This is a genomic window from Plantibacter auratus (assembly GCF_050587365.1).
Taxonomy (GTDB): Bacteria; Actinomycetota; Actinomycetes; order Actinomycetales; family Microbacteriaceae; genus Plantibacter; species Plantibacter auratus.
Map to the genome: position 1 here is coordinate 71,971 of NZ_JBOBFV010000004.1, position 21,121 is coordinate 93,091.

18 protein-coding genes are annotated in these 21,121 nt (G+C 69.6%); 11 read left to right on the forward strand and 7 right to left on the reverse strand.

Annotated elements, in window-relative coordinates:
* Window positions 1–21: 21 nt before the first annotated feature.
* Window positions 22–837, reverse strand: a complete 816-nt coding sequence (locus ACQ3HE_RS15500; RefSeq protein ID WP_430893361.1) for a DeoR/GlpR family DNA-binding transcription regulator — start codon at window positions 835–837, stop codon at window positions 22–24.
* A gap of 110 nt (window positions 838–947) precedes the next feature.
* Here ACQ3HE_RS15500 and melA point away from each other — a divergent pair, with 110 nt between their 5' ends.
* The 7 genes from melA to ACQ3HE_RS15535 all read left to right on the forward strand — a co-directional run bounded on the left by melA (window position 948) and on the right by ACQ3HE_RS15535 (window position 8,913).
* Window positions 948–2,264, forward strand: coding sequence for an alpha-glucosidase/alpha-galactosidase (melA, locus tag ACQ3HE_RS15505; protein ID WP_430893362.1), 1,317 nt, complete (start codon window positions 948–950; stop codon window positions 2,262–2,264).
* Window positions 2,265–2,326: 62 nt separating this feature from the next.
* On the forward strand, window positions 2,327–3,682 hold the full coding sequence (locus tag ACQ3HE_RS15510) for an ABC transporter substrate-binding protein (RefSeq protein WP_194645056.1): 1,356 nt from the start codon (window positions 2,327–2,329) through the stop codon (window positions 3,680–3,682).
* Complete coding sequence (locus ACQ3HE_RS15515) at window positions 3,682–4,641, forward strand: carbohydrate ABC transporter permease (protein WP_430893363.1); 960 nt, start codon at window positions 3,682–3,684, stop codon at window positions 4,639–4,641. The genes ACQ3HE_RS15510 and ACQ3HE_RS15515 overlap by 1 nt, the downstream gene beginning before the upstream one ends.
* The gene (locus tag ACQ3HE_RS15520) at window positions 4,641–5,537 is read left to right on the forward strand and encodes a carbohydrate ABC transporter permease (protein WP_159875851.1); all 897 of its coding nucleotides are present in this window, start codon (window positions 4,641–4,643) and stop codon (window positions 5,535–5,537) included. The genes ACQ3HE_RS15515 and ACQ3HE_RS15520 overlap by 1 nt, the downstream gene beginning before the upstream one ends.
* Before the next feature lie 116 nt (window positions 5,538–5,653).
* Window positions 5,654–6,826: an SIS domain-containing protein gene (locus ACQ3HE_RS15525; RefSeq protein WP_430893364.1), complete on the forward strand. Its 1,173-nt coding sequence runs from the start codon at window positions 5,654–5,656 to the stop codon at window positions 6,824–6,826.
* Between the two features lie 2 nt (window positions 6,827–6,828).
* Complete coding sequence (locus ACQ3HE_RS15530) at window positions 6,829–7,794, forward strand: N-acetylglucosamine kinase (RefSeq protein WP_430893365.1); 966 nt, start codon at window positions 6,829–6,831, stop codon at window positions 7,792–7,794.
* Between the two features lie 234 nt (window positions 7,795–8,028).
* The gene (locus tag ACQ3HE_RS15535) at window positions 8,029–8,913 is read left to right on the forward strand and encodes a DUF2268 domain-containing putative Zn-dependent protease (protein WP_430893366.1); all 885 of its coding nucleotides are present in this window, start codon (window positions 8,029–8,031) and stop codon (window positions 8,911–8,913) included.
* A gap of 12 nt (window positions 8,914–8,925) precedes the next feature.
* Here ACQ3HE_RS15535 and ACQ3HE_RS15540 read toward each other — a convergent pair whose 3' ends face one another.
* Together ACQ3HE_RS15540 and ACQ3HE_RS15545 are read right to left on the reverse strand one after the other, a co-directional pair.
* Window positions 8,926–9,732, reverse strand: a complete 807-nt coding sequence (locus tag ACQ3HE_RS15540) for a MerR family transcriptional regulator (protein WP_430893367.1) — start codon at window positions 9,730–9,732, stop codon at window positions 8,926–8,928.
* Between the two features lie 425 nt (window positions 9,733–10,157).
* Window positions 10,158–13,250, reverse strand: coding sequence for a lamin tail domain-containing protein (locus ACQ3HE_RS15545; protein ID WP_430893368.1), 3,093 nt, complete (start codon window positions 13,248–13,250; stop codon window positions 10,158–10,160).
* Window positions 13,251–13,416: 166 nt separating this feature from the next.
* Here ACQ3HE_RS15545 and ACQ3HE_RS15550 point away from each other — a divergent pair, with 166 nt between their 5' ends.
* Together ACQ3HE_RS15550 and ACQ3HE_RS15555 are read left to right on the forward strand one after the other, a co-directional pair.
* The gene (locus ACQ3HE_RS15550; protein ID WP_430893369.1) at window positions 13,417–14,253 is read left to right on the forward strand and encodes a dienelactone hydrolase family protein; all 837 of its coding nucleotides are present in this window, start codon (window positions 13,417–13,419) and stop codon (window positions 14,251–14,253) included.
* A 38-nt stretch (window positions 14,254–14,291) separates the two neighbouring features.
* Window positions 14,292–14,669 (forward strand): bleomycin resistance protein, encoded by a 378-nt coding sequence (locus ACQ3HE_RS15555; RefSeq protein ID WP_430893370.1) that lies wholly within the window; start codon window positions 14,292–14,294, stop codon window positions 14,667–14,669.
* A 35-nt stretch (window positions 14,670–14,704) separates the two neighbouring features.
* Here the strand turns inward: ACQ3HE_RS15555 and ACQ3HE_RS15560 are convergent, their stop codons facing one another.
* Window positions 14,705–16,027 (reverse strand): GNAT family N-acetyltransferase, encoded by a 1,323-nt coding sequence (locus tag ACQ3HE_RS15560; protein WP_430893371.1) that lies wholly within the window; start codon window positions 16,025–16,027, stop codon window positions 14,705–14,707.
* 59 nt (window positions 16,028–16,086) lie between these two features.
* Window positions 16,087–16,896: a MerR family DNA-binding transcriptional regulator gene (locus tag ACQ3HE_RS15565; RefSeq protein ID WP_430893372.1), complete on the reverse strand. Its 810-nt coding sequence runs from the start codon at window positions 16,894–16,896 to the stop codon at window positions 16,087–16,089.
* A gap of 153 nt (window positions 16,897–17,049) precedes the next feature.
* Here ACQ3HE_RS15565 and ACQ3HE_RS15570 point away from each other — a divergent pair, with 153 nt between their 5' ends.
* Together ACQ3HE_RS15570 and ACQ3HE_RS15575 are read left to right on the forward strand one after the other, a co-directional pair.
* Window positions 17,050–18,228, forward strand: coding sequence for a Fic family protein (locus ACQ3HE_RS15570; RefSeq protein WP_430893373.1), 1,179 nt, complete (start codon window positions 17,050–17,052; stop codon window positions 18,226–18,228).
* Window positions 18,228–18,773, forward strand: coding sequence for a GNAT family N-acetyltransferase (locus ACQ3HE_RS15575; protein WP_430893374.1), 546 nt, complete (start codon window positions 18,228–18,230; stop codon window positions 18,771–18,773). Before ACQ3HE_RS15570 ends, ACQ3HE_RS15575 begins: the two co-directional genes overlap by 1 nt.
* Before the next feature lie 9 nt (window positions 18,774–18,782).
* Here ACQ3HE_RS15575 and ACQ3HE_RS15580 read toward each other — a convergent pair whose 3' ends face one another.
* Both ACQ3HE_RS15580 and tdh read right to left on the reverse strand, forming a co-directional pair.
* Entirely contained in the window at window positions 18,783–19,952 is a 1,170-nt protein-coding gene (locus ACQ3HE_RS15580) for a glycine C-acetyltransferase (RefSeq protein ID WP_430893375.1), read from the reverse strand.
* A 49-nt stretch (window positions 19,953–20,001) separates the two neighbouring features.
* Window positions 20,002–21,114 (reverse strand): L-threonine 3-dehydrogenase, encoded by a 1,113-nt coding sequence (gene tdh / locus ACQ3HE_RS15585; RefSeq protein ID WP_430893571.1) that lies wholly within the window; start codon window positions 21,112–21,114, stop codon window positions 20,002–20,004.
* Between the last annotated feature and the right edge of the window lie 7 nt (window positions 21,115–21,121).

The following is a 21,121-nucleotide window of genomic DNA, read 5'->3' on the forward strand; positions in this document are numbered from 1 at the left end:
CACAGCGGAGGGAGGGACCGGTCAGAGGGCGACGACGTGCACGGCGATGTCCGCGGCCGCCAGGCGCTCGAGCTCGTCGGGGTCGGCGGAGGAGTCGGTCACGAGGTCGTGGATCTGCCCCAACTCGGCCATGCGCGCGAGCGTGACCCGCCCGACCTTCGAACCGTCGGCGACCACGATGACCCGCTGCGCGTGTAGCACCATCGCCAGGTTCGTCCGCGCCTCACGCTCGTCGTGCGTCGTCGCACCGCCCTGCGCACTGATGCCGTCGGTCCCGAGGATCGCGGTACCCACGTTGATCGCGCTGAAGGTGTTCTCGGCGAGCGCCCCCACCGCCTCGAACGAGGAGGAGCGCACCAGTCCTCCCGTCATGATCACCTGCAGGTTCGGCCGGGAGGCGATCTCGGTCGCCGTGCTGAGCGAGTTCGTCACGATCGTCAGTTCCGCCCGGTTGCTCAACTCCTTGGCGACCGCAGCCGTGGTGGTGCCACCGCTCAGGGCGATCGCGTACGGTCCCGCGGGGATCATCTCCGCCGCGCGCAAGGCGATCCGACGCTTGGCCTCACGGAACTGCGTGTCGCGGAACCGCACGGGCACTTCGTCGCGCGACTCCACCGCACGAGCGCCACCGTGCGTCCGGAGGACGAGGCCCAGGTCGTCGAGGTCGGCGAGGTCGCGCCGGATCGTCGGGGCCGACACGTCGAGCCGGGTCGTGAGGTCGTCGATCGAGACGACGGCGTCCTCCGCCGCGAGGAGCGCGAGGATGGCGCGCATCCGCTGACTGCGTTTCCCGGACGGAGCATGTCGCGAGAGCTCGGCTGCGGTCGGTCCTCCCACGGCGAACCCTTCCCTCGTCGCCGACGGCTCTGCTCAGCGAAAGTGATCATTTCAATCGATTTCCGATCAAGTTCTTGCTCGGTTCGATCACTGTAGTCGATGATCACTCCATGACACGAGTGACTTTCATCGGGGCGGGCAGCGTCGTCTTCACCCGCCAACTCATCGCCGACCTCCTCCGCTACCGCGACCTCGCCGGCCTCGAGATCGTCCTGCACGACATCGACCCCGAACGCCTCGCGGTGGCCGAGGGCACCGCCCGCCACGTCGACGAGCGTCTCGACGGCCGGGCGACGATCTCAGCGGAGTCCGACCGTCGTCGCGCCCTCGCCGGCGCGGACTTCGTGATCAACATGGTCCAGGTCGGCGGCATCCGCGCGACCGTCTCCGACCTCGAGATCCCAGCGGCCCGCGGTCTCCTGCAGACCATCGGCGACACCACCGGCGTCGGCGGCGTCTTCCGTGCCCTCCGCACCTTCCCGTTGCTCTCGGCGCTGACAGCCGACATGCGGGAGATCTGCCCCGACGCCCACCTCCTGAACTACACCAACCCGATGGCGATGAACATCTGGTGGGCGTCGGTCGTCGCCCCCGACATCAGCGCGATCGGCCTCTGCCACAGCGTGTTCTGGACGGTCAACGACCTCTGCGAGCTCGTCGGCGTGCCGATCGAGGGCACGAGCTACCGAGCCGCCGGCGTCAACCACCAGTCGTGGTTGCTCGAGTGGACCCACGAGGGCCGCGACCTCTACCCGGCCCTGCGGGACCGCATCCGCGAGGACCCGGAGCTCAGCCGCCGCGTGCGCGTCGAGATGTTCCGCCGCATCGGCTACTACCCCACCGAGACGAGCGAGCACTCCTCCGAGTACCTGTCGTGGTTCCTCCGCTCCCCCGAGCAGGTCGAGCGTTTCCGCCTCCAGCCGCTCGAGTACCTCGGCATCAGCGAGGAGAACGTCGCGGAGTTCGAGGCGACGAAGGCCGCCCTCGCGGCCGGGACCCCGCTGACGCTCGAGGACGAGGCGAGCGAGTACGCCCCGCAGCTCATCCACTCGCTCGTGTCCGACACCCCACGACTCATCCACGGGAACGTCGTCAACCGCGGCCTCATCGACAACCTGCCGCAGGGCGCCGTCGTCGAGGTCCCGGTCCAGGTCGACGGGAACGGCATCGCTCCGCAGCCCATGGGCGCCCTGCCCGTGCAGTGCGCCGCGCTCAACCGCCCGTACGTCTCCGTCGCGGAACTCACGATCGAGGCGGCCCGCACCGGCAACCCGACCCTCATCCGGCAGGCGGTCCTCATGGACCCGAACGCCTCGTCCACCCTTACGCCCGAGCAGATCTGGGAGCTGTGCAACGACCTCGTCGCCGCGCACGGCGAGCTGCTGCCGGAGCCGCTGCGGGAGATCATCCCCGCCGACCGCATCTGACCGACCCGAAGCACCGCCGACCCGCACCGTTCCCGAACGATCGACACAGGAGACGACCACCGATGTTCCCACCCCGTTCCACGATCCACGCTTCCACCTCCCCGCACGCCCGCCGGGCACGTCGCCTCATCACCGCGACCGCCGTCCTCGCCGCCGGAGCGCTCGCGCTCTCCGGGTGCGCCGGCGGATCCTCCGGTGCCACGACGCTCGACAAGGACGCGAAGGTGAAGCTCACCTTCTGGACCGGGCAGGCCGACGCCGCCCAGCAGATCCTCACCGGTCTCGTCGACGACTTCGAGAAGCTGCACCCCAACGTGACCATCGACGTCTCCTCGGGCGCGCCGTCCACGGAGGACCTCCTGCAGAAGCTCTCCGCGAGCTTCGCGGGCGGCAACTACCCCGACGTCTCGTACGCCTTCGGATCCTGGGCGAGCCGACTCGAGGCGTCCGGCCGCACCCTCGACATCACCGACCAGGTGGCCGAGCCCGACGTGAAGTGGGACGAGTTCTCCGAGGCGGCCCGCAAGACGGTGCAGCCGACCGGTGAGAAGACGATCGGCTTCCCCGCCGTGGTCGACAACATCTCGCTCCTCTACAACACGACCGTCTTCGACGCGGCCGGGGTCGACTATCCCACGGCCGACTGGACCTGGGACGACTTCCGCGAGGCGTCGAAGCAGCTCACCGACCCGGCGACGAACACCTACGGCTACGCGTACTCGGTGTCGGGCAGCGAGGAGACGACCTGGCAGTTCTGGCCGCACCTCTGGCAGAACGGCGGCTCGATCATCTCCGACGACGCCAAGACGGCCGAGTTCGCCTCGGACGCGGGCGTCGACGCATTGACCTTCCTCCGCGACATGGCGGTCGACGACAAGAGCGTCTACCTCGACCAGACCGACACGAAGTTCGGCGACCTCTTCGCCAGCGACCGCATCGGCATGATCACCTCTGGCCCGTGGCAGCTGTCGACCCTGCAGACGAAGGGCACGAAGTACGGCGTCACCGTCCTTCCCGGCACCGACGGCGACCACCAGACCGTCTCCGGCCCGGACGTCTGGGCGCTGTTCGACCACAAGGACAAGAACCGCGAGTACTGGGCGTACGAGTTCACGAAGTGGCTCACCGACTCGGAGCAGGACCTCAAGTGGAACGTCGCCTACGGCAACCTCCCGCTGCGCTCGAGCGAGATCGACACCCCCGAGTTCCAGGCGCAGGTGGCTCAGCTGCCCGGCCTCGACGTGATGGCCGAGAACGGCGTCAACGCCAAGCAGGCCCGTCCGACGGTGCCCGGCTACGTCGGCCTGTCGGAGGCGATCGGCAAGGCGATCTCCTCGGTGCTGCAGGGCCAGGGCGATCCGAAGCAGGCCCTCGAGGACGCCGCGAAGACCGCCGACGACGCTCTGGCGGAGGACTGATGTCCACGGTTGCCGGACGCGACACGACCCCCAGGACGGAGCCGGAGCGACCCGAACGCCTCCCGGCTCCGCCCCGGCGAGCCAAGAACCGACTCCGCGACAACCTCACCGGGTGGGGATTCGTCGCCCCGGCCATGCTCATCGTGCTGGGCCTGTCGATCTTCCCCGCGATCTGGGCGTTCTTCCTGTCGCTCCAGAAGTGGGACGGGTTCAGCGAGCCGGAGCAGGTCGGGCTGGAGAACTACGCCAGCATGATCGGCAACGACGAGCTGCAGGCGGCCGTCATCCACACGGTCGTCTACACGCTGCTGTTCGTCCCCGCCTCGCTCGGGCTCGGACTCTTCCTCGCCGTCGCGCTCAACCGCCGGATCCGCTTCATCGGCGTCTACCGCACGGCGATCTTCGTCCCCTTCGTCGCCTCCGCCGCCGCGACCGGCATCCTCACGACCTACCTCTTCAACCCGCAGTTCGGGCTCCTCAACACCGTGTTCCGGTTCCTCGGACTCCCGGCGCAGGGCTGGCTCGAAGACCAGGGGCAGGCGATGGTCGTCATCACGATCATGTCGCTCTGGGGGCAGGCAGCCTTCACGACCGTCATCTACCTGGCGGCGCTGCAGGACATCCCCTCCGAACTGCTCGAGGCCGCGCGGATCGACGGTGCGAACGCCTGGCAGTCGTTCTGGCGCATCACCTTCCCGCAGCTCGGGCCGGTCACCGTGTTCGTCGCCATCTGGCAGTTCATCCAGGCGATCCAGCTGTTCGACCTCGTGTACACCACCACCAGGGGCGGCCCGCTCGGTGCCACCCAGACGATCGTGTTCTACCTCTGGGACGCGGCGTTCAAGCAGTTGCAGTTCGGGTACGGCTCCGCGGTCGCCTACGGGCTGTTTGTGGTGACACTCATCGCCACGATCGGTGTCGTCCTGTACTCCCGCCGTTCCAACGTGGAGGCATTCTGATGACCGTCCTGACCACCCCACCACGCGGCGACGCCGCCACCGGCAAGCCGTCCCTGACCGCTCCGCCCGCCGGACGACGCACGCGTCGGCGGTTCAGCCCCTGGCATCTCGTGCTCGCCCCGATCGCGATCATCTTCGCCATCCCGTTCGTGCAGATGTTCATCACCTCGGTGACGCCGGAGTCGGAGATCAACACCTATCCGCCCCGCATCCTCCCCTCGCACATCACCTTCGACGGGTTCGCGAAGCTCTTCTCCGAGTCGAACATCCTGCTCTGGCTCGGCAACACGGTCGTCGTGTCGACGGTAGCGGTCCTGTCCCACCTCGTGCTCTGCTCGCTCGCCGGCTACGGGTTCGCGCGTCTGAAGTTCCGGGGCAAGACGATGGGCTTCCTCATGATCGTCGCGACGATCATGATCCCGACGCAGCTGCTCATGATCCCGACCTACATCCTGTTCTCCCGGATCGGGCTCATCGACAGCCTCGGGGCGGCGATCGTGCCGTGGCTGGCGTCCGCGTTCGGCATCTTCCTCATGCGGCAGTTCTTCCTGTCACTCCCGGCGGAGCTCGAAGAGGCCGCGCTCATCGACGGCTGCACCCGACTGCAGGTGTTCTTCCGGGTGATCCTGCCGCTCGCGAAGCCGGCGCTGGCGACGCTCGCGATCTTCACGCTGCTGGGCTCGTGGAACGACCTCGTCTGGCCGCTCATCGCGATCAACAACGACCAGGCCTTCACCCTGCAGCTCGGCATCACGAACTTCCAGGGCGCGCGCCGCACCGACTGGGCGCTCCTCATGGCCGGCAACGTCGTCGCCACGCTCCCGCTGATCGTGTTCTTCCTCTTCGCCCAGAAGCAGTTCGTGGCGACCATGACCTTCTCAGGCCTCAAGGGGTAGGCACCGATCCCGGCGTGGCAGGATCACGTCCATCGCCGCGCGCGCGTCGAACGCTCAACCAACATCGATACCTCGCAACTCCCCCTCATCACCTCGACCCACCCCAGGAGCAACCCGTGTCCATCACCACCATCGTCGGTTCGGAAGCCACCGTCCGCGAGATCACCCAGCAGCCCGACGTCTGGCTCGAGGCGTCGACGGGGATCGCCGCCCGCCGCGAGGAGATCGACGCGTTCCTCGCACCGCTCCTGGCACGACCCGAGCTGCGCATCGTCCTGACCGGGGCGGGGACCTCGGCCTTCATCGGCGAGATCGCGGCACCGGCTCTGACCCGGACGCTCCGTCGCCGGATCGACGCGGTCGCGACCACCGAGATCGTCTCCAACCCGCAGGAGTCGTTCGCCGAGGACGTCCCGCTGCTCCTCGTGTCGTTCGCGCGCTCCGGCAACAGCCCGGAGAGCGTGGCCGCGACGGAACTCGCCGACCAGTCGCTCGCCGAGGTGCACCACCTGGTGATCACGTGCGACGAGACCGGCGAGCTGTACCGACGCCACCACGACCGCGCCTCGTCGCTCACCGTCCTCATGCCCCTGCGGTCGAACGACGAGGGCTTCGCGATGACGTCGAGCTTCAGCTCGATGCTGCTCTCGGTCCTCCTCATCCTCGGCGGCGCGGACGACTCCGCCGTACAGGCGCTCGCGGCCGGAGCGACGACGATCCTCGACCAGCGCGAGGTGGACATCCGCGCCCTGGCCAACGAGGGGTGCGAACGCGTCGTCTACATCGGCAGCGGCCCGCTCACCGGACTGGCACGCGAGTCGGCGCTCAAGCTGCTCGAGCTGACCGCCGGACGGATCGTCACCTACTACGACTCGGCGCTCGGATTCCGTCACGGACCGAAGGCGGTCGTCGACGACAGCACGCTCGTCGTCGTCTACCTGTCCTCCGATCCGTACACGCGGCGGTACGACCTCGACATCGTCGCCGAACTGCGCGCGACGCTGTCGCCGGAACGCGTGATCGCGATCTCCTCCGAGCCGGTCGCCGACGCCACGGCGTACGACTGGGTGCTGCCCGAGCTCGCCGGCCTCGACGACGCGCAGCTCGCGATCGGCTACGTGCTCGTCGCCCAGCTGCTCGGCCTGTCGTACTCGCTCCAGCTCGGCGCGACCCCGGACAACCCGTTCCCGAGCGGCACGGTGAACCGCGTCGTGCAGGGGGTCCGGATCCACGAGTTCGACGGCGTCGACGACGCTCGGAGTGTCGCCGCTCAGCTGCAGGAGCAGTAGTCGTGGCGCGGTACCTCGGCGTCGACGGTGGCGGGTCGAAGACGGCCTTCATGCTGCTCGACGACGCCGGACGGGTGCTCGCGGAAGCGAGGACGGCGAGCTGCTACTACTTCGACGAGGGGATCGAGCTGGTCGGTCGCATCCTCACCGAGGGCGTCTCGGAGGTGTGCCGGCAGGCGGGAGTCACGACCGCCGACATCGATCAGGCCTTCTTCGGTCTTCCCGGGTACGGCGAGGTGAGTTCCGACATCGCTCACCTCGATGCGCTGCCGCGCGACGTGCTCGGTCATGACCGGTTCTCCTGCGACAACGACATGGTGTGTGGGTGGGCCGGATCGCTCGGCGCCGTCGACGGCATCAACGTCATCAGCGGAACCGGCTCCATGACGTACGGCGAGCGCCGTGGCCGTGGGCACCGGGTCGGCGGGTGGAGCGAGCTGTTCGGCGACGAAGGGTCGGCGTACTGGATCGCCGCCCGGGGCTTGAACGCCTTCACGCGGATGAGCGATGGTCGCCTGCCGCGCGGTCCTCTCGTCGACCTCGTGCGGGCGAGGGTCGGGATCACGAGCGACCTCGATGTGATCGACGTCGTCATGAACCGCTGGAAGGGTCAGCGTGGCCGGATCGCGGATCTCGCGAAGACGGTCGTCGCTGCTGCCCAGCAGGGCGACGAGGTCGCGGGGCGGATCCTGGCCGACGCGAGCGGGGAGCTGGCGGAGATCGTCGAGGCGACCCGCGTGGAGCTCGGTTTCAGCGGCGACGAGGTCGTTCCGGTGTCGTACTCGGGCGGGGTGTTCTCCGCTGAGCCGGTGCGGTCGGGTTTCGAGCAGGCCATCGCGGCGCTGCCCGCCCGGTACGAACTCCGGACCCCGCTCTTGGGTCCGGCGATCGGCGCCGCGCTGTACGCCGCGAAGCGCGCCGGGTCACCGCTCTCGCCCCAGGCGCTCGAAGTGCTGCGCTCCCGGTAGCCCGCTCCTCCGCCCGCCGTCGCCATGGGCCAGCGCGGTGCGCTGACGCGACCGCGGGCCTGACGCGTGAGCGCGGGTCTCCGGAGGGTCGCGCTCACGCGCGCGGGGCGCGGTCACGCCGGTTGTGCAGCGGCCACGCCGGGTACACCACCCTGGCGTCAGCGCACCGCGCTGACAGCTTCCCGGGGTCGGGCACTTGACCCTCACGCGGCGTGAGGCTTTAGCGTCGTCACCATGACGATCACGATCCTCGACACCGCCAGCGGCATGCGTTCCGTCCTCGATGCACCGGAAGTCGAACGACCAGCGCGACTCCGCGCCATGCTCGAGCCCGTCGCCGACATGTACCGGTACTTCCCGGGCGAGGTCGACCTGCTCGCCATGCACGCGATGGGCTCGGGGTTCCCGATCGACCGGAGTCGGGATCGGGTCGTCGACGCCCTCGACCGACTCGTCGCGGCGGACGCGTGGGGACGGATCTCACGGGCGCTCCACGCGGCGGTCGCCACCCAGCTCGCGGCGGTCCCGACCCTCGTGGTCCCCGACATCACCGTCCTGCTCGTCCTCGGCGACCCCGACGACAGCTACTTCATGGAGTCGATCCGCGGGTTCATCGGCAACGGCAGCGCGACCGGGTTCATCTCCCTCATCCTCTGGCCGACGGAGGAGAACCTCGCGCGCCTCGAGGCGGCCGCCGTCCACGAACTCAACCACAACCTGCGATACGCGCCGGGTGGGGTGGTGTGGGATCCGGCGACCGTCGTGGTCGGTGAGCAGGTGGTGTCGGAGGGGCTCGCGGACGCGTTCGCCCGGCAGTTGCACGGGTCGTCCGGCTACACGCCGATCGGTGTCGCGCACCTCGACGACGACGCGGTGTTCGACCGGGTCGTCGAGGGTCTCCACGTCGGAGGGATGCAGCACTTCGTCTCGTGGGTGCACGGTGACGAAGCCGCGCTGCGATACGGGGGCGAGCCGGTCGGTCTGCCGATGGGTGCCGGGTATGCAGCGGGCAACCGTCTCGTCGACGCGTACCTGTCGGCGACGGGGACGACCGTCGCCGAAGCCCTGCACGTTCCGAGCGCGACGATCATCGAGGTGGCACTCCACGAGCTGGGCTGAGGCGGCTCCCCCTCACTCCCAGACGGCGGTGTCGGGGTCCACGCCGTGGTTGCGTGCGTTCGCGTCGATGACCAGTGAGAGCCACGCGGCGAGGCCCGGCTCGATCCGGTCGTAGGTGTCGGCCATGCCGGGCTCCGTGAGGGCGAGGCGGCCGATGATCACGTGCATGGACGGCGTGCAGTGGAAGTACTCGCTGAGGGCGGCGCGATGCCGTTCGGCGAGGGTGTTCGCCGTCTCGCTCCCGGCGACGACACCGGCGCGCTTGGCCTCGGCGAGTTCGTCGACCAGGTCGCGCATGGGTCCGACCAGCGCACGCCAGTCGTCCGACGTACGGGTCGCGGACCGTTCGGCGTACTCGGCCCACTGCGCGGAGTCGCCCCAGCGGGCGCGGGCGGTATCAGCCATCGTGGGGTTCCAGTCGTCGCCGAACACCGCTTCGCGCTCGTCCTCGGGGACGAGCACGCCGACCTCGTCGGCTTCGAGCAGGCGGTCGACGGACCGGGCGACGGCTTCGAGTCGTTCGATGGTGTCGCCGAGTTCGCGCCGACGCCGTGTGAGCTCCGCCCGTCGTTCGGCGGCCGGAGCGCTGAGGAGGGTGGGGATGCGAGCGAGCGGGACACCGAGGTCGCGGAGGAGCACGACGCGTCGGAGGCGGGCGATGTCGACGGGCAGGTACGAGCGGTAGCCGCTCCGGTTCCTTCCGGACGGTTTGGCGACCCCGAGCTCGTCCCAGTGGTGCAGCGTCCGCACGCTGACGCCGATCTCGGCCGCCGCCCGACCGACGGTCACGCCACCCTCGGTCCTCCCGTGCTCGTCCATCCACCCAGCATCGCACCCGGGCCCGACCTGCGTCCTCTGCCTGCTGCCAGCGCGGTGCGCTGACGCGAGTTCACCCGACCCGGCGTGGGCGCGGCCCACACCCGCGAGCGCACCCCTCCGGAGACCCGCGCCCACGCGCCAGACCCGCGCTCAGCCCCAGCGCACCGCGCTGACACCGGTACCGAACTCGCCAGCGCGGTGCGCCGGCGCGAGCGCGCCCCACTCGGCGCGAGCGTGCGCCTCCCGGCTCGGGCGCACCCCACACACGCGAGCGCACCCCTCCGGAGACCCGCGCCCACGCGCCAGACCCGCGCTCGCGTCACAGCACCGCGCTGGCACCACCACCACACACCGCTTGAGCCCGACCGGTGACGCGGACGGCCCCGGGAGCAGTGCGCTCCCGGGGCCGTCGGACCTTCAGTCGGTCAGGCCGCCCGACGACGCGCACGCATCGCGACGAGGACTCCACCGAGGAGGACCAGCAGGACCCCCGCGCCGATCGTGCCGAACGGCAGCTCGGCGCCGGTCGTCGCGAGCGACCCACCCGACGCCGCGGCGTCGACGCTCGTCCCGTCGGCCGCGACGATCCGCACCTCGGTCCAACCGATGAGCGAGCCGTCCGCCGCGTAGACCGCGACCCGGTGGTCGCCCAGCGTCGCGTCGGCCGGGATCGTCGCCAGCAGGTCACCGGCGGTGTTCGTCGTGCCGCTGGCAATCCGGGCCGGGGTCGAGTACAGCCACACCTCGACGGCCGTGGTCGCGAAGCGGTCCTCGAGACCGACCGTCACGGTCTCGCCCCGCCGCACGGTGTCCGCCAGCATGATCGCACCACGGTTGGCCTCGGTCAGGCTCGTCCCGGGCAGTGGCGTGACTCCGCCGGTCGGGGGCGTCACGGGCGGCGTGGTCGTTCCGGGCAGCGACCCCAGACGGAGAGCCTCCGAGGCGTAGCCGTCGGCGAACCAGTACACGGGACGCTCACCGTCGACCGACAGCGAGGCCGGCGCGGTCGCAAAGCCCTCGTTGTTGAGGTTGGGCAGGCCCGCCGGACGCTCGACCTGAGCGATCCCCGGCTGCTCGGTCCCGTTCAGCGTGATCTGCGCACCGGTGCCCGCGCAGCCGTCGTCGCACACGGCCCACAGCACGCCGAGCGTCGTGTCGTAGTCGAGCGCCATGACCGCCGGGAGGCCCGGGTCGATCGTCGAGATCAGCGTGGCCGAGCCGTCGGCGTTCAGTGCGAACGCGTAGACGTCGCCGGTGTCCTCGACGCCGACGAAGAACAGTCCGTCACCGTGGCCCGCGTAGTTCGCCGGGTCGTACGTCGCCTTCGTGTTGTCGTCGAAGAGCTTGCCGACGAGGTCGCCGTCGGCCACCCACTCGACGGCCTCGACACCGAGGTTCGCGCCGACCGTCGGCAGCAGGGCCGTGAGGTCCCACTCCTGGGAGGCGACGACGTCGGGGCCGGGCGCGTTCGGGTCGACCTTGAGCACGGCGTTGAGCGTCGTGCCCTTCACGCTGTTGTCGCGCTCGACGCCGACATAGACGGAACCTGCGCCGTCGACGGTGATGCCCTCGGTGTCGGGGCCGGCAGCGGACGGGTTCGACGCGTCCTTCTGGAAGCGGGCGCGCTTGCCGTTCTCCCAACCGTCGACGAACGAGACGGAACCGTCGGCGGCGATCGCGAGCTTCCAGAACGAGCCGGTGCCGTTGTCGACCGCCCAGAGGAACGCGCCGTCGGCGGTGACCTGGGTGTCGAGTCCTGAGCTGTCCTCGAGGAACATCGGCGTGGTGTCGAGCACCGTCACGTCGGGCGATCCGGGCCACGGACCGACCGGGATCTCACCGGCGCAGACGTTGACTGTACCCTTGGTGGCCTCGGCCGTCTCAGCGAAGGCGCCGGTCGCGTCGGGGCAGCGTCCCCAGGTGTTCGCCGGGTGTCCCTCGCCCCAGGTGGTCGAGTCGAGTAGTGCGTCGCCCTCGAACAGACGGACCGTGTCGCCGCCGCCGAGCCCGAAGCCGAGGGCTGCGCGCTCGATGACGAGGTAGCCGCCGGCCGCGATGCTCGTGCCGGTGGGAATGGCGTAGGCGTGGGTGTCGTCGTCGTCCTTCACGACGATGCCGGAGACGTCGAGCGCGGCGGTCGTCGGGTTGACGAGCTCGATCCAGTCGTCGGGCGAACCGCCGTCGGACTCGACCTCGTTGATGCGCACCGGGTTGCCGCAGGCGTTGCGCAGGCCCTTGGTGGAGACGGCGGTGTCGACGAACTCGCCCGTGCCGTCGGGGCAGCGCGCGAAGACGCCGTCCGCGTGGGCCGCGTAGGTGTACTCGGCGACCGTCGCGCCGGCGGCGTTCCGCACGGTGACGGTGTCGCCGTTGCCGAGCCCGAACGCGAAGTTCACATTCTGGTCGAAGACGAAGTAGGCGCCGGGCTCGAGGATCGTGCCCGCGGGCAGCGGGGTCGTGTCAGCGGCGTGGCTCACCGGGTCGTTGTCCATGAGCGTCCAGCCGGAGATGTCCAGCGCGGCCGCCTCGAGGTTGACGATCTCGACCCAGTCGGTCGTGTCCTTGTTCGACTCGACCTCGTTGATCGCGACGTTCGGGAGGACGCAGTCGTTCGCGGCACCCTTGGTGATGCGTGCGAGCGTGAAGTCGCCTTCACCGTCGGGGCAGCGGGCGAGCGTCGCGGCGATGAAGTCACCGTCGATGGCGGCGTGCCCGCTCCACGTTCCAGAACGGTCGATGAGCGTGCCGGTCGCGTCGAACAGGCGGATCTCGTCGGCGCTGCCGATGCCGATCGGGTCGCGGAACGCGCCCTGCGTCTCGGTGCCGCCGACCAGGCCGATCGTCGCTTCGTCGACCACGAGGAACTCGCCGGGAGCGATCGACGTGCCGGGCAGGAACTGCCAGCGGTGGTCGTCGGAGTTGTCGCGAATCTCGTAGCGCGAGATGTCGAGCGCCGTCGTGCCGGGGTTGAAGAACTCGACCCAGTCGGATGGCTGGGAGTCGATCTCGTTGATGCGGATCTCACCGTCGGTCTCGGGGACCTCGGGTGCGGTGAAGACGTTCGCGGCGCCCTTCGTCGACTCGGTGGTCTCGGCCCAGCCGGCGCGGTCGGCGGTGATGCCGTAGGTGACCGGCGCGTGTGCGGTCCACGAGTATTCGTCAGCGATCGCGGCGGTCGGGTCGAACAAGCGGACCGAGTCCTCCTTGCCGAGACCGAAGCCGAACTGGGTGTCGTCGATGACGAGGAACGCACCGGGCTCGACGACGGTGCCGGCCGGGAACGCGTAGGGCTTGTCGTCCTTGTTGTCCTTCACGACCCAGCCGTCGAGCGTGACCGCTGTCGTCGCGGTGTTGGTGAACTCGATCCAGTCTGAGGCTTGGCCGTCGGAGGACTCGATCTCGTTGATCTGGAGCCCCGGCGCTGGGGCGGCGATGGCGGCGGCGGGCGTCGCGATGAGGGCGGTTGCACCGATGGCGCACGCGGCGGTCATCGTCAACACACGGTTGAGGCGGGGCATGGGTCTCCAGGGCACGAAGGGACGGGGATCGTGTCCCATCCCATCGGCGTGGGGTGGCCGGGTGGAGGAGCGGCGGTGACCGGGAGGTGAACGACAGGTGGCTTCCCAGGCGGGACGTGCCACGATCCAGCAGATCGGACGCAGCGACCAGGACTACGCTCACCCCATGACCGACGATGCGACGACCGACACCGCTCCGCGCGCAGACCTCACCGGCTGGGTGCGGACCTCGTTCACCGGCGGCGGCGTCACGCACGACCGCTTCGAGAAGGGGTCCGGGCCGGGCGTCGTGCTCATTCCCGAGCTACCCGGGCTCACCCCCGAGGTCCTCGGGTTGGCGGAGCACCTCGTCGCGGAGGGGTTCACCGTCGCGATCCCGTCACCGTTCGGGACGCCTGGCCACGAAGGGACCATCGGCTACACGCTCGCGAGCGTCAGCAAAGTCTGCGTCTCCGCCGAGTTCAAGGCGTTCGCGACCGGTGCCCACCGGCCCGTCGCCGACCACGTCCGGGCACTGGCCGCCGACCTCGCGGGCCGCACGCCTGGTCCTGGCGTCGGCGTCATCGGTATGTGCTTCACCGGCGGTTTCGCGCTCGCGGCGGCCGTCGACGAGCACGTCCTCGCCTCCGTCATGAGCCAGCCGTCGACACCGTTCCCCGTCAGCCGGGCCCGCCGCGTCGACCCGGGGATGTCCGCCGCCGAGTTCGACGCCGTCGCAGCCCGTGCGGCTCAGGGCTCTGTCTGCGCACTCGGCCTCCGCTTCAGCGAGGACCGGGCTGTCCCGCGACAGCGCTTCGCCACCATCGCGGCCAAGCTCGGTGACGCGTTCGAGGTCATCGAACTCGACTCCTCCCCCGGTAACGCCACCGGCTTCTCGAAGACCGCGCACTCGGTCCTCACCGGCGAGGTCCGCGAGCGCGACGGCCACCCGGCGTTCGAGGCACGCAAGCGCGTGGTCGCCTTTCTCCGTGAACGACTGGCGACACCGACCGCGTCGGCCTGATCTTCCCAGCCGGCCGTCACGCTGCGATCATCGACTCCATGACCTCGACACGACACGACCGCGCGACACCGAACCTGCCGTCACGCAGCTTCGACGCGACGGAGACGTTCTATTCGGCGTTCGGCTTCGAGCGCGCGTTCCGCGACGAGGGCTGGCTGATCCTCGTCCGCGGTGGTCTGCAGCTCGAGTTCTTCCCGGCACCCGACCTCGACCCCGCGTCGAGCAACTTCATGTGTTGTCTGCGCGTGGCCGACGTCGACGAGCTCTACGACGCCATCCGACGTTCAGGAGTCGCCGAGGCGACCGTCGGCGCGCCTCGCCTGCACCCGGTCCGGATGCAGGATTGGGGACTCCGGGCCGGATTCCTCATCGACCCGGACGGCACGCAACTCACCCTCATCGAGCAGCGCGACTGATCCGCGACGGCGCGACGTCCGCCGTTCGGGAACGCCTAGAAGAAGGTGATCCCGTGCGGCGCACGCGGCGTCTGGAGCATCGATCGGAGCAGGAGCGGTGCAGCAGGGTCGGCCGCCTGCAGCACACCGGCTGCGGCGAGCGACACCGGGGAGACCGCGCCGAGCAGGAGCGAACCGAGGTCGGCGACGTCGAGCGCGAGGTCGGCGCCGGCAGCGTCGGTCTCGTCGCTCAGCTTCGTCGCCGTGCCGCGACCACCGGTCACCTCGAGGCGGAAGGTGCCCGCCGCGTAGCCGAGCGCGTCGGTGACGGCGATCGTCAACGAGCCGTCGACCGCGAACGGACGCGACGCGAGGACGGCCGGGAGGTCGAGGACGCGCAGCCACACGTGGTCCTCTTCGTGCTCGATGTCGTAGGCCCGGTTGTCGCCGAGGGCCGCCACGATCGGGTCGTCGAGGCGCGCGCGGTTGTACTTCACGACGTCGTTGAGGTCGATGGAGAGCAGGAACTCCCACAGCGACAGGTAGGCCGCGTCGGTCGCGTAGACGAGGTCGATGATCTCGATGCCGGTCTGTCCGCCGGGCTGCTCGACCATGCGCCACGTGACGTAGCCGTCGACCTCCTCGCCGTCGGCGGGACGGTGCACGGCAGCGCGGGTGTCCTTCGCCGGTTCGCCGTCGCGACCCAGCGTGCCGAGGACCAGCGGCCACGATCCGGTGTTGCGGACCATGGACCCGATCGAGCGCTCGTCGAAGCGGTCGAACACCTGTCGTGCGACGCCGTCGACCAGGTACTCGGGCGTGACGACGGACACGATGCCGCTCGTCGGCGCGAGGAACGGCAGTGCCTTCGCGCGCTTCACGACGACGTTGCGCTCACGGATCGCGGAGCCGAATCCGAACCGACGGTAGATCGTGCCCTCGCTGGCGGTGAGGGCCGCGATCGCATAGCCGTCGGCGACGCCGCGCTCGAGAGCCTGCGTCATCATGCGGCGCAGGATGCCGCGGCGTCGTTCGGTCGGGCGGACCGTGACGTCGGAGATCGCCTGCGTGTTGATGCTGGTGCCGTCGCCCCAGCTGAGCGCCTTCGGGAACCAGGAGAAGGTGCCCGCGGGCCAGGTCTCGTCGACCGAACCGGGCTGCGGCTTGCGGACGTAGGCGCCGAGTAGCACCGCTTCATCGGCGATCAACTCGTTCACCTTGCGCTTGCGCGCCTCCGGCTTCGGGGTGGACTCGTGGAAGCCGAATCCGATGGCGTCGAGGGCCGCCAGGCTCTCCGGGGTCGGTTCGCCGTCGGCCCCGTTCGCGAACGGGAACTCACGGAGCTCGTACCGGGTGTCGAAATCTTTGCTGTTGGCCACGACTCCAGCCTAACGACCCGGCCTGACACACCCCCGGGAAGCGCGATGGGACCGCGACCTCACGGCAGGGTGATCGACACCTCGACCGTGTACTCGTCGGCGGTTTGACCGAGCACCCGCTGCCGGAGCTCGGTGGTCGGCATCGTGATGCCGCGCTCCGCGATCGCGTCGAACAGGGCGACCACCGCGGGGTGGGTCGATCCCTCCGGGAGCTCGACGCCCGGTTCGGATCGCCAGACCGCGGCGAGCTCGGTCCGCTCGGGCAACACGTCGACCGTGGTCTCGTCACCACCCCACGTCGGTTCGAGCTGCGACGAGGTCGGCCAGCAGCAGACGATCTCGACCGCCCCCTGCTCACTCGGTCGGAGCGCGGTCCAGAACGTGCCCGTCGGACCGGCCCCTGCCTCCTGCAGGGCGACGTAGAGCTGCGAGAACTGCTCGTTCGCGTCGTCGTCCGTCACGGCGTCCTCGTCGCCGCGGGGCACGGTGAGCACCCGGCCGACGTAGGGCTGGGGCGGGAGTGCACGTTCGACGATCTCGACCGGTGCCGCGAGCGACGCGACGACCGAGCGGGCCTGCGCGAACGCGTGGTCCTCCTGCTCCCGCTGCTCCAGGACCAGGCGGTGGTGCACGTCGATCGCGGTCGACGGATCGGCGCCGGCGACGGAGAGGCCCACCGCGGCGAGGGGGACGCCGGCATCGCGAAGGGCCTTCACGATCACGCCCGCGCGCACCTGCTCCTCGCCGTAGCGGCGGTAGCCGGAGTCGGGATCGACCTCGGCTGGTACCAGCACGCCCTTCTCGTCGTAGTGGCGGAGCGCCTTCACGCTCAACCCGGTCATGCCTGCGAACTCTCCGATGTGCAACATGCTTCAAGCATCCCGTCTCCCCCTACGGGAGAGTCAAACCGCTGACATCGGCGTCCAAACTGCACCCCGAAGGTTCCTTAGTGAAGGATAAGTGCCTAAACTTCACTAACGGCTGTCGTAACTGCAACTTCGGCCGGGAAACAGGAGGGGACGATGACGACCGCTGTCACGTATGAACAGCGGCCCTGGCGGTCGCGTATCGCTCCCGACTCGTTGCCGAAGCGCGAGCGGCTGCTCCTCGCACAGCCATACGACGCCGCGGTCCCGCCACAGATCGCCGATCTCGACATCCGTCTGTCGGACGATCTCGTGGAGCTGCTGGGCGAAGCGCAGGAACGGATCATCCGTTTCGACAGCGAGGTCGGTCACGTCACCGCACCCTTCTCGTCGATCCTGCTGCGGAGCGAATCGGCGTCGAGCTCGCAGATCGAAAACCTGACGAGCAGCGCGAAGGCGATCGCCGAGGCCGAGTTGGACGAGCGCGACACCGGGAACGCGCCACTCATCGTCGCCAATGTCCGAGCTCTCGAGGCAGCACTCGCAGCATCGGACGAGCTCTCCAACACGACGATCATCGCCATGCAGGAGCAGCTCCTCGGCACATCGGCACCGGAGATCACCGGCCGATATCGCGACGAGCAGGTCTGGATCGGGGGCGGCAATTTCGGTCCGCATGAAGCAGACTTCGTTCCGCCGCACCATGACCGTGTCGCAGCGGCGATGGACGACTTCATCGCCTACTCCCTCCGACCGGCACCCCTCCCGCTCGCTGCGATCGCCGTCGCTCACGCGCAGTTCGAGACCATCCACCCGTTCCCTGACGGCAACGGGCGCACCGGTCGAGCGCTGGTGCAGGCCGCCCTCCGGCGGGTCGGACTGACCAGCGGGGTCACTGTGCCCATCTCAGCCGGCATCCTGCAGCAGCGTGATGACTACTTCGCTGCACTCACCAGCTATCGGCAGGGCGACGTCGAGCCGATCGTCCGCGTCTTCGCCGACGGTGCGTTCCTCGCGATCGCCAACGGACGGACGTTGGTGGAGGAGATCGAGACCATCCGGGCCGCATGGCAGCAGGCCTTGCGCGACATCCGCGCCGATTCGGCCGCGCATCGCATCACGGCACTGGCACTGGAACATCCGGTGATGAACAGTCGGCTCGTGCGCGAACACCTCGACGCCTCAGATCGCACGGTCTTCAACACCCTCGACACCCTCGTCGACCGTGGCATCCTCACGGTCGGCTCGTCGCGACAGCGGAACCGTCTCTGGACTGCGCCTCCCGTTCTGGCAGCGCTCGACGGGTTCGCTGCGCGCAGCGTGCGGCGCGGCTGATGGCGCTCCCCCACGACACGGAGCACCTCCGTTTCCGGCGCATGACGCCGACGGACCTCGACGAGATGGCGAACCTCCTCGGCGATCCCGCGGTCATGCAGTTCTACCCGGCGCCGAAGACCCGCGAGCAGGCCGCGGCGTGGATCGCCTGGAACGAGGGCAACTACGCACAGTACGGCTTCGGACTGTGGATCATCGAGAACCACGACGGCGAATTCGTCGGTGACTGTGGCCTGACGTGGCAGCGGGTCAACGGCGAGCTGAAGCTCGAGGTCGGGTACCACGTGAGCCCCGCCTGGCAGGGTCGAGGGTTCGCGACCGAGGCCGCCGCCGCCAGTCGGGACTTCGCCCAGGAGCACACGGACTCGTCAGAGCTCGTCGCGATCGTCCACCCCGACAACCGGGCATCGTCGCGCGTGGCGGAGAAGATCGGCATGCGACGCGTGGACGACGACCGCGGCGCAGACGGGTCGGTGCGGCACGTGCTGAGCATGCGACTTCGATCGACGGCCGCCTCCAGCGACGCCGATCACCTCGCTGAGTAGCCGCCGCACCTACCCCCGCGCCGCCACGAACGCCGCGACGCAGTCCTTGATGTCCTGCTCGCTGTGGGCGGCACTGATCTGCACGCGGATGCGGGCCTCGCCGCGGGGCACCACGGGGAAGCTGAACGGGATCACGTAGATGCCCTGCTCCAACATCCGCGCCGCGACCTGCACCGCCTGCTGCTCGTCGTCGAACATCACCGGGATGATCGGGTGCGAGCCTTCCAGCAGCCGGAAGCCCTCCTCGGTCATGCGGGCACGGAACAGGTCCGCCTTGCGGAACAGTCCCTCGCGCAGCTCGTCACCCTCCGCCGCGAGCTCGACGGCCCGACGCGCCCCGGCGACGAGCGACGGCGCCAGGCTGTTCGAGAACAGGTACGGCCGGCCCGACTGCCGCAGCACGTCGACGATCTCCTGCTTCGCGCTCACATACCCGCCCGACGCACCACCGAGCGCCTTGCCCAAGGTGCCGGTGAGGATGTCGACGCGGTCCTGCACGCCGAACAACTCCGGCGTGCCGCGACCACCCGGGCCGACGAAGCCGACGGCGTGCGAGTCGTCGACGAGGACGAGCGCGCCGTAGCGGTCGGCGAGGTCGCAGATCTCATCCAAGGGCGCGTAGAAGCCGTCCATCGAGAACACGCCATCGGTGACGATGACGGTGCGACGCGCGTCGGCGGCGTTCATGAGCTGCTGCTCGAGGTCGGCCATGTTGCGGTTGCGGTAGCGCAGGCGGCGGGCCTTGCTCAGACGGATGCCGTCGATGAGCGACGCGTGGTTGAGTGCATCGGAGATGATCGCGTCGTGCTCGCCGAACAGCGCCCCGAAGACCGCTCCGTTCGCGTCGAAGCAGGAGGAGAACAGGATGGTGTCCTCCGTGCCGAGGAAGGCGCTCAGCTCCTGCTCGAGGTCGCGGTGGATCTGCTGGGTGCCGCAGATGAAGCGGACGCTCGCGAGCCCGTAGCCCCACTCGTCGAGCGCCAGCTTGGCGGCGTCGACGATCGACGGCTCGTTGGCGAGGCCGAGGTAGTTGTTGGCGCAGAAGTTCCGCACCTCGCGGCCGTCGATCGTCACGTGACTGCCCTGGCGGGACGTGATCGCGAACTCGCGCTTGGTGAGGTCGTCGGCCTCGATGCGGTCGAGCTGGTCGCGCAGCTGCGTCTTGATGGTGCCGTACATGTCGTCTCCTCGGGGTCGAGTGGGCGGTTGAGCTGAGTGTGGCGGTCGCTCAGGCGGCGGTCGCGGCGTGGGCGGCGACCGGCGCCTGTTCGTCGATGACGCCGGTGATGATGACGTCGCGGGTGTCGGTCCAGTCGATGAGCACCTTGCCCGCCGCTCCCCCGCGCGCGGTGTCGAAGGCGTCCTGCCACGAGGCGAGCGGGAAGCGTGCGGTGACGAGCGACTCGAGGGCGTTACGGAGCTCGGGGCTGTGGTCGACCATCGCGCTCGCGTGGTGCCAGGTGTCGAACATCTCGCGGCCGTAGATGCCCTTGATGGTGATCATGCGGGTGATGACCTTGGTCCAGTCGATCTCGATGTTCGTCGAGGGCAGACCGAGGAGCGCGACCTTGCCGCCGGTGTTGAGGTTCTCGATGAGCTCGCTGGCGGCGGCGGCCTGTCCGGACATCTCGAGGCCGATGTCGAAGCCCTCCAGCATGCCGAGCTCGGCCTGGGCGTCGGCGACCCGTTCCTTCGAGACGTCGACCACGCGGTCCGCCCCGACGGCGAGGGCCTTCTCGAGGCGGTCGGCGACGACGTCGGTCGCGACGATGTTGCGTGCCCCGGCGACCCGGCAGACGGCGATGGCCATGAGACCGATGGGGCCGCAGCCGGTGATGAGGACGTCTTCGCCGAGGATCGGGAAGCTGAGCGCCGTGTGGACGGCGTTGCCGAGGGGGTCGAAGAGGGCGCCGAGGTCGGGGGTGACCTGGTCGCCGTGGACCCAGACGTTGGTGGCCGGCAGGACGACGTACTCGGCGAAAGCGCCGTCGAGGTTGACGCCGAGGCCGCGGGTGTGGCGGCAGAGGTGGCGGCGGCCGGAGCGGCAGTTGCGGCACGTGCCGCAGACGAGGTGCCCCTCACCGGAGACCGCTGCGCCGACGGGGATCCCCTCGACGCGGCTGCCGACCTCGACGACCTCACCGGAGAACTCGTGGCCGGGGACGAGCGGGGCGTCGACCGCGCCGGCCGCCCACGGGTCCCACGACTCGATGTGGAGGTCGGTCCCGCAGATGCCGGTGCGGTGGACGCGGATGAGGACGTCGTCGGAACCCATTGCCGGCATCGCGCGCTCGACGAGTTCGAAACCGGCGGTGTCGGGTCGTTTCCAGAGGGCGAGCAACGGCGTT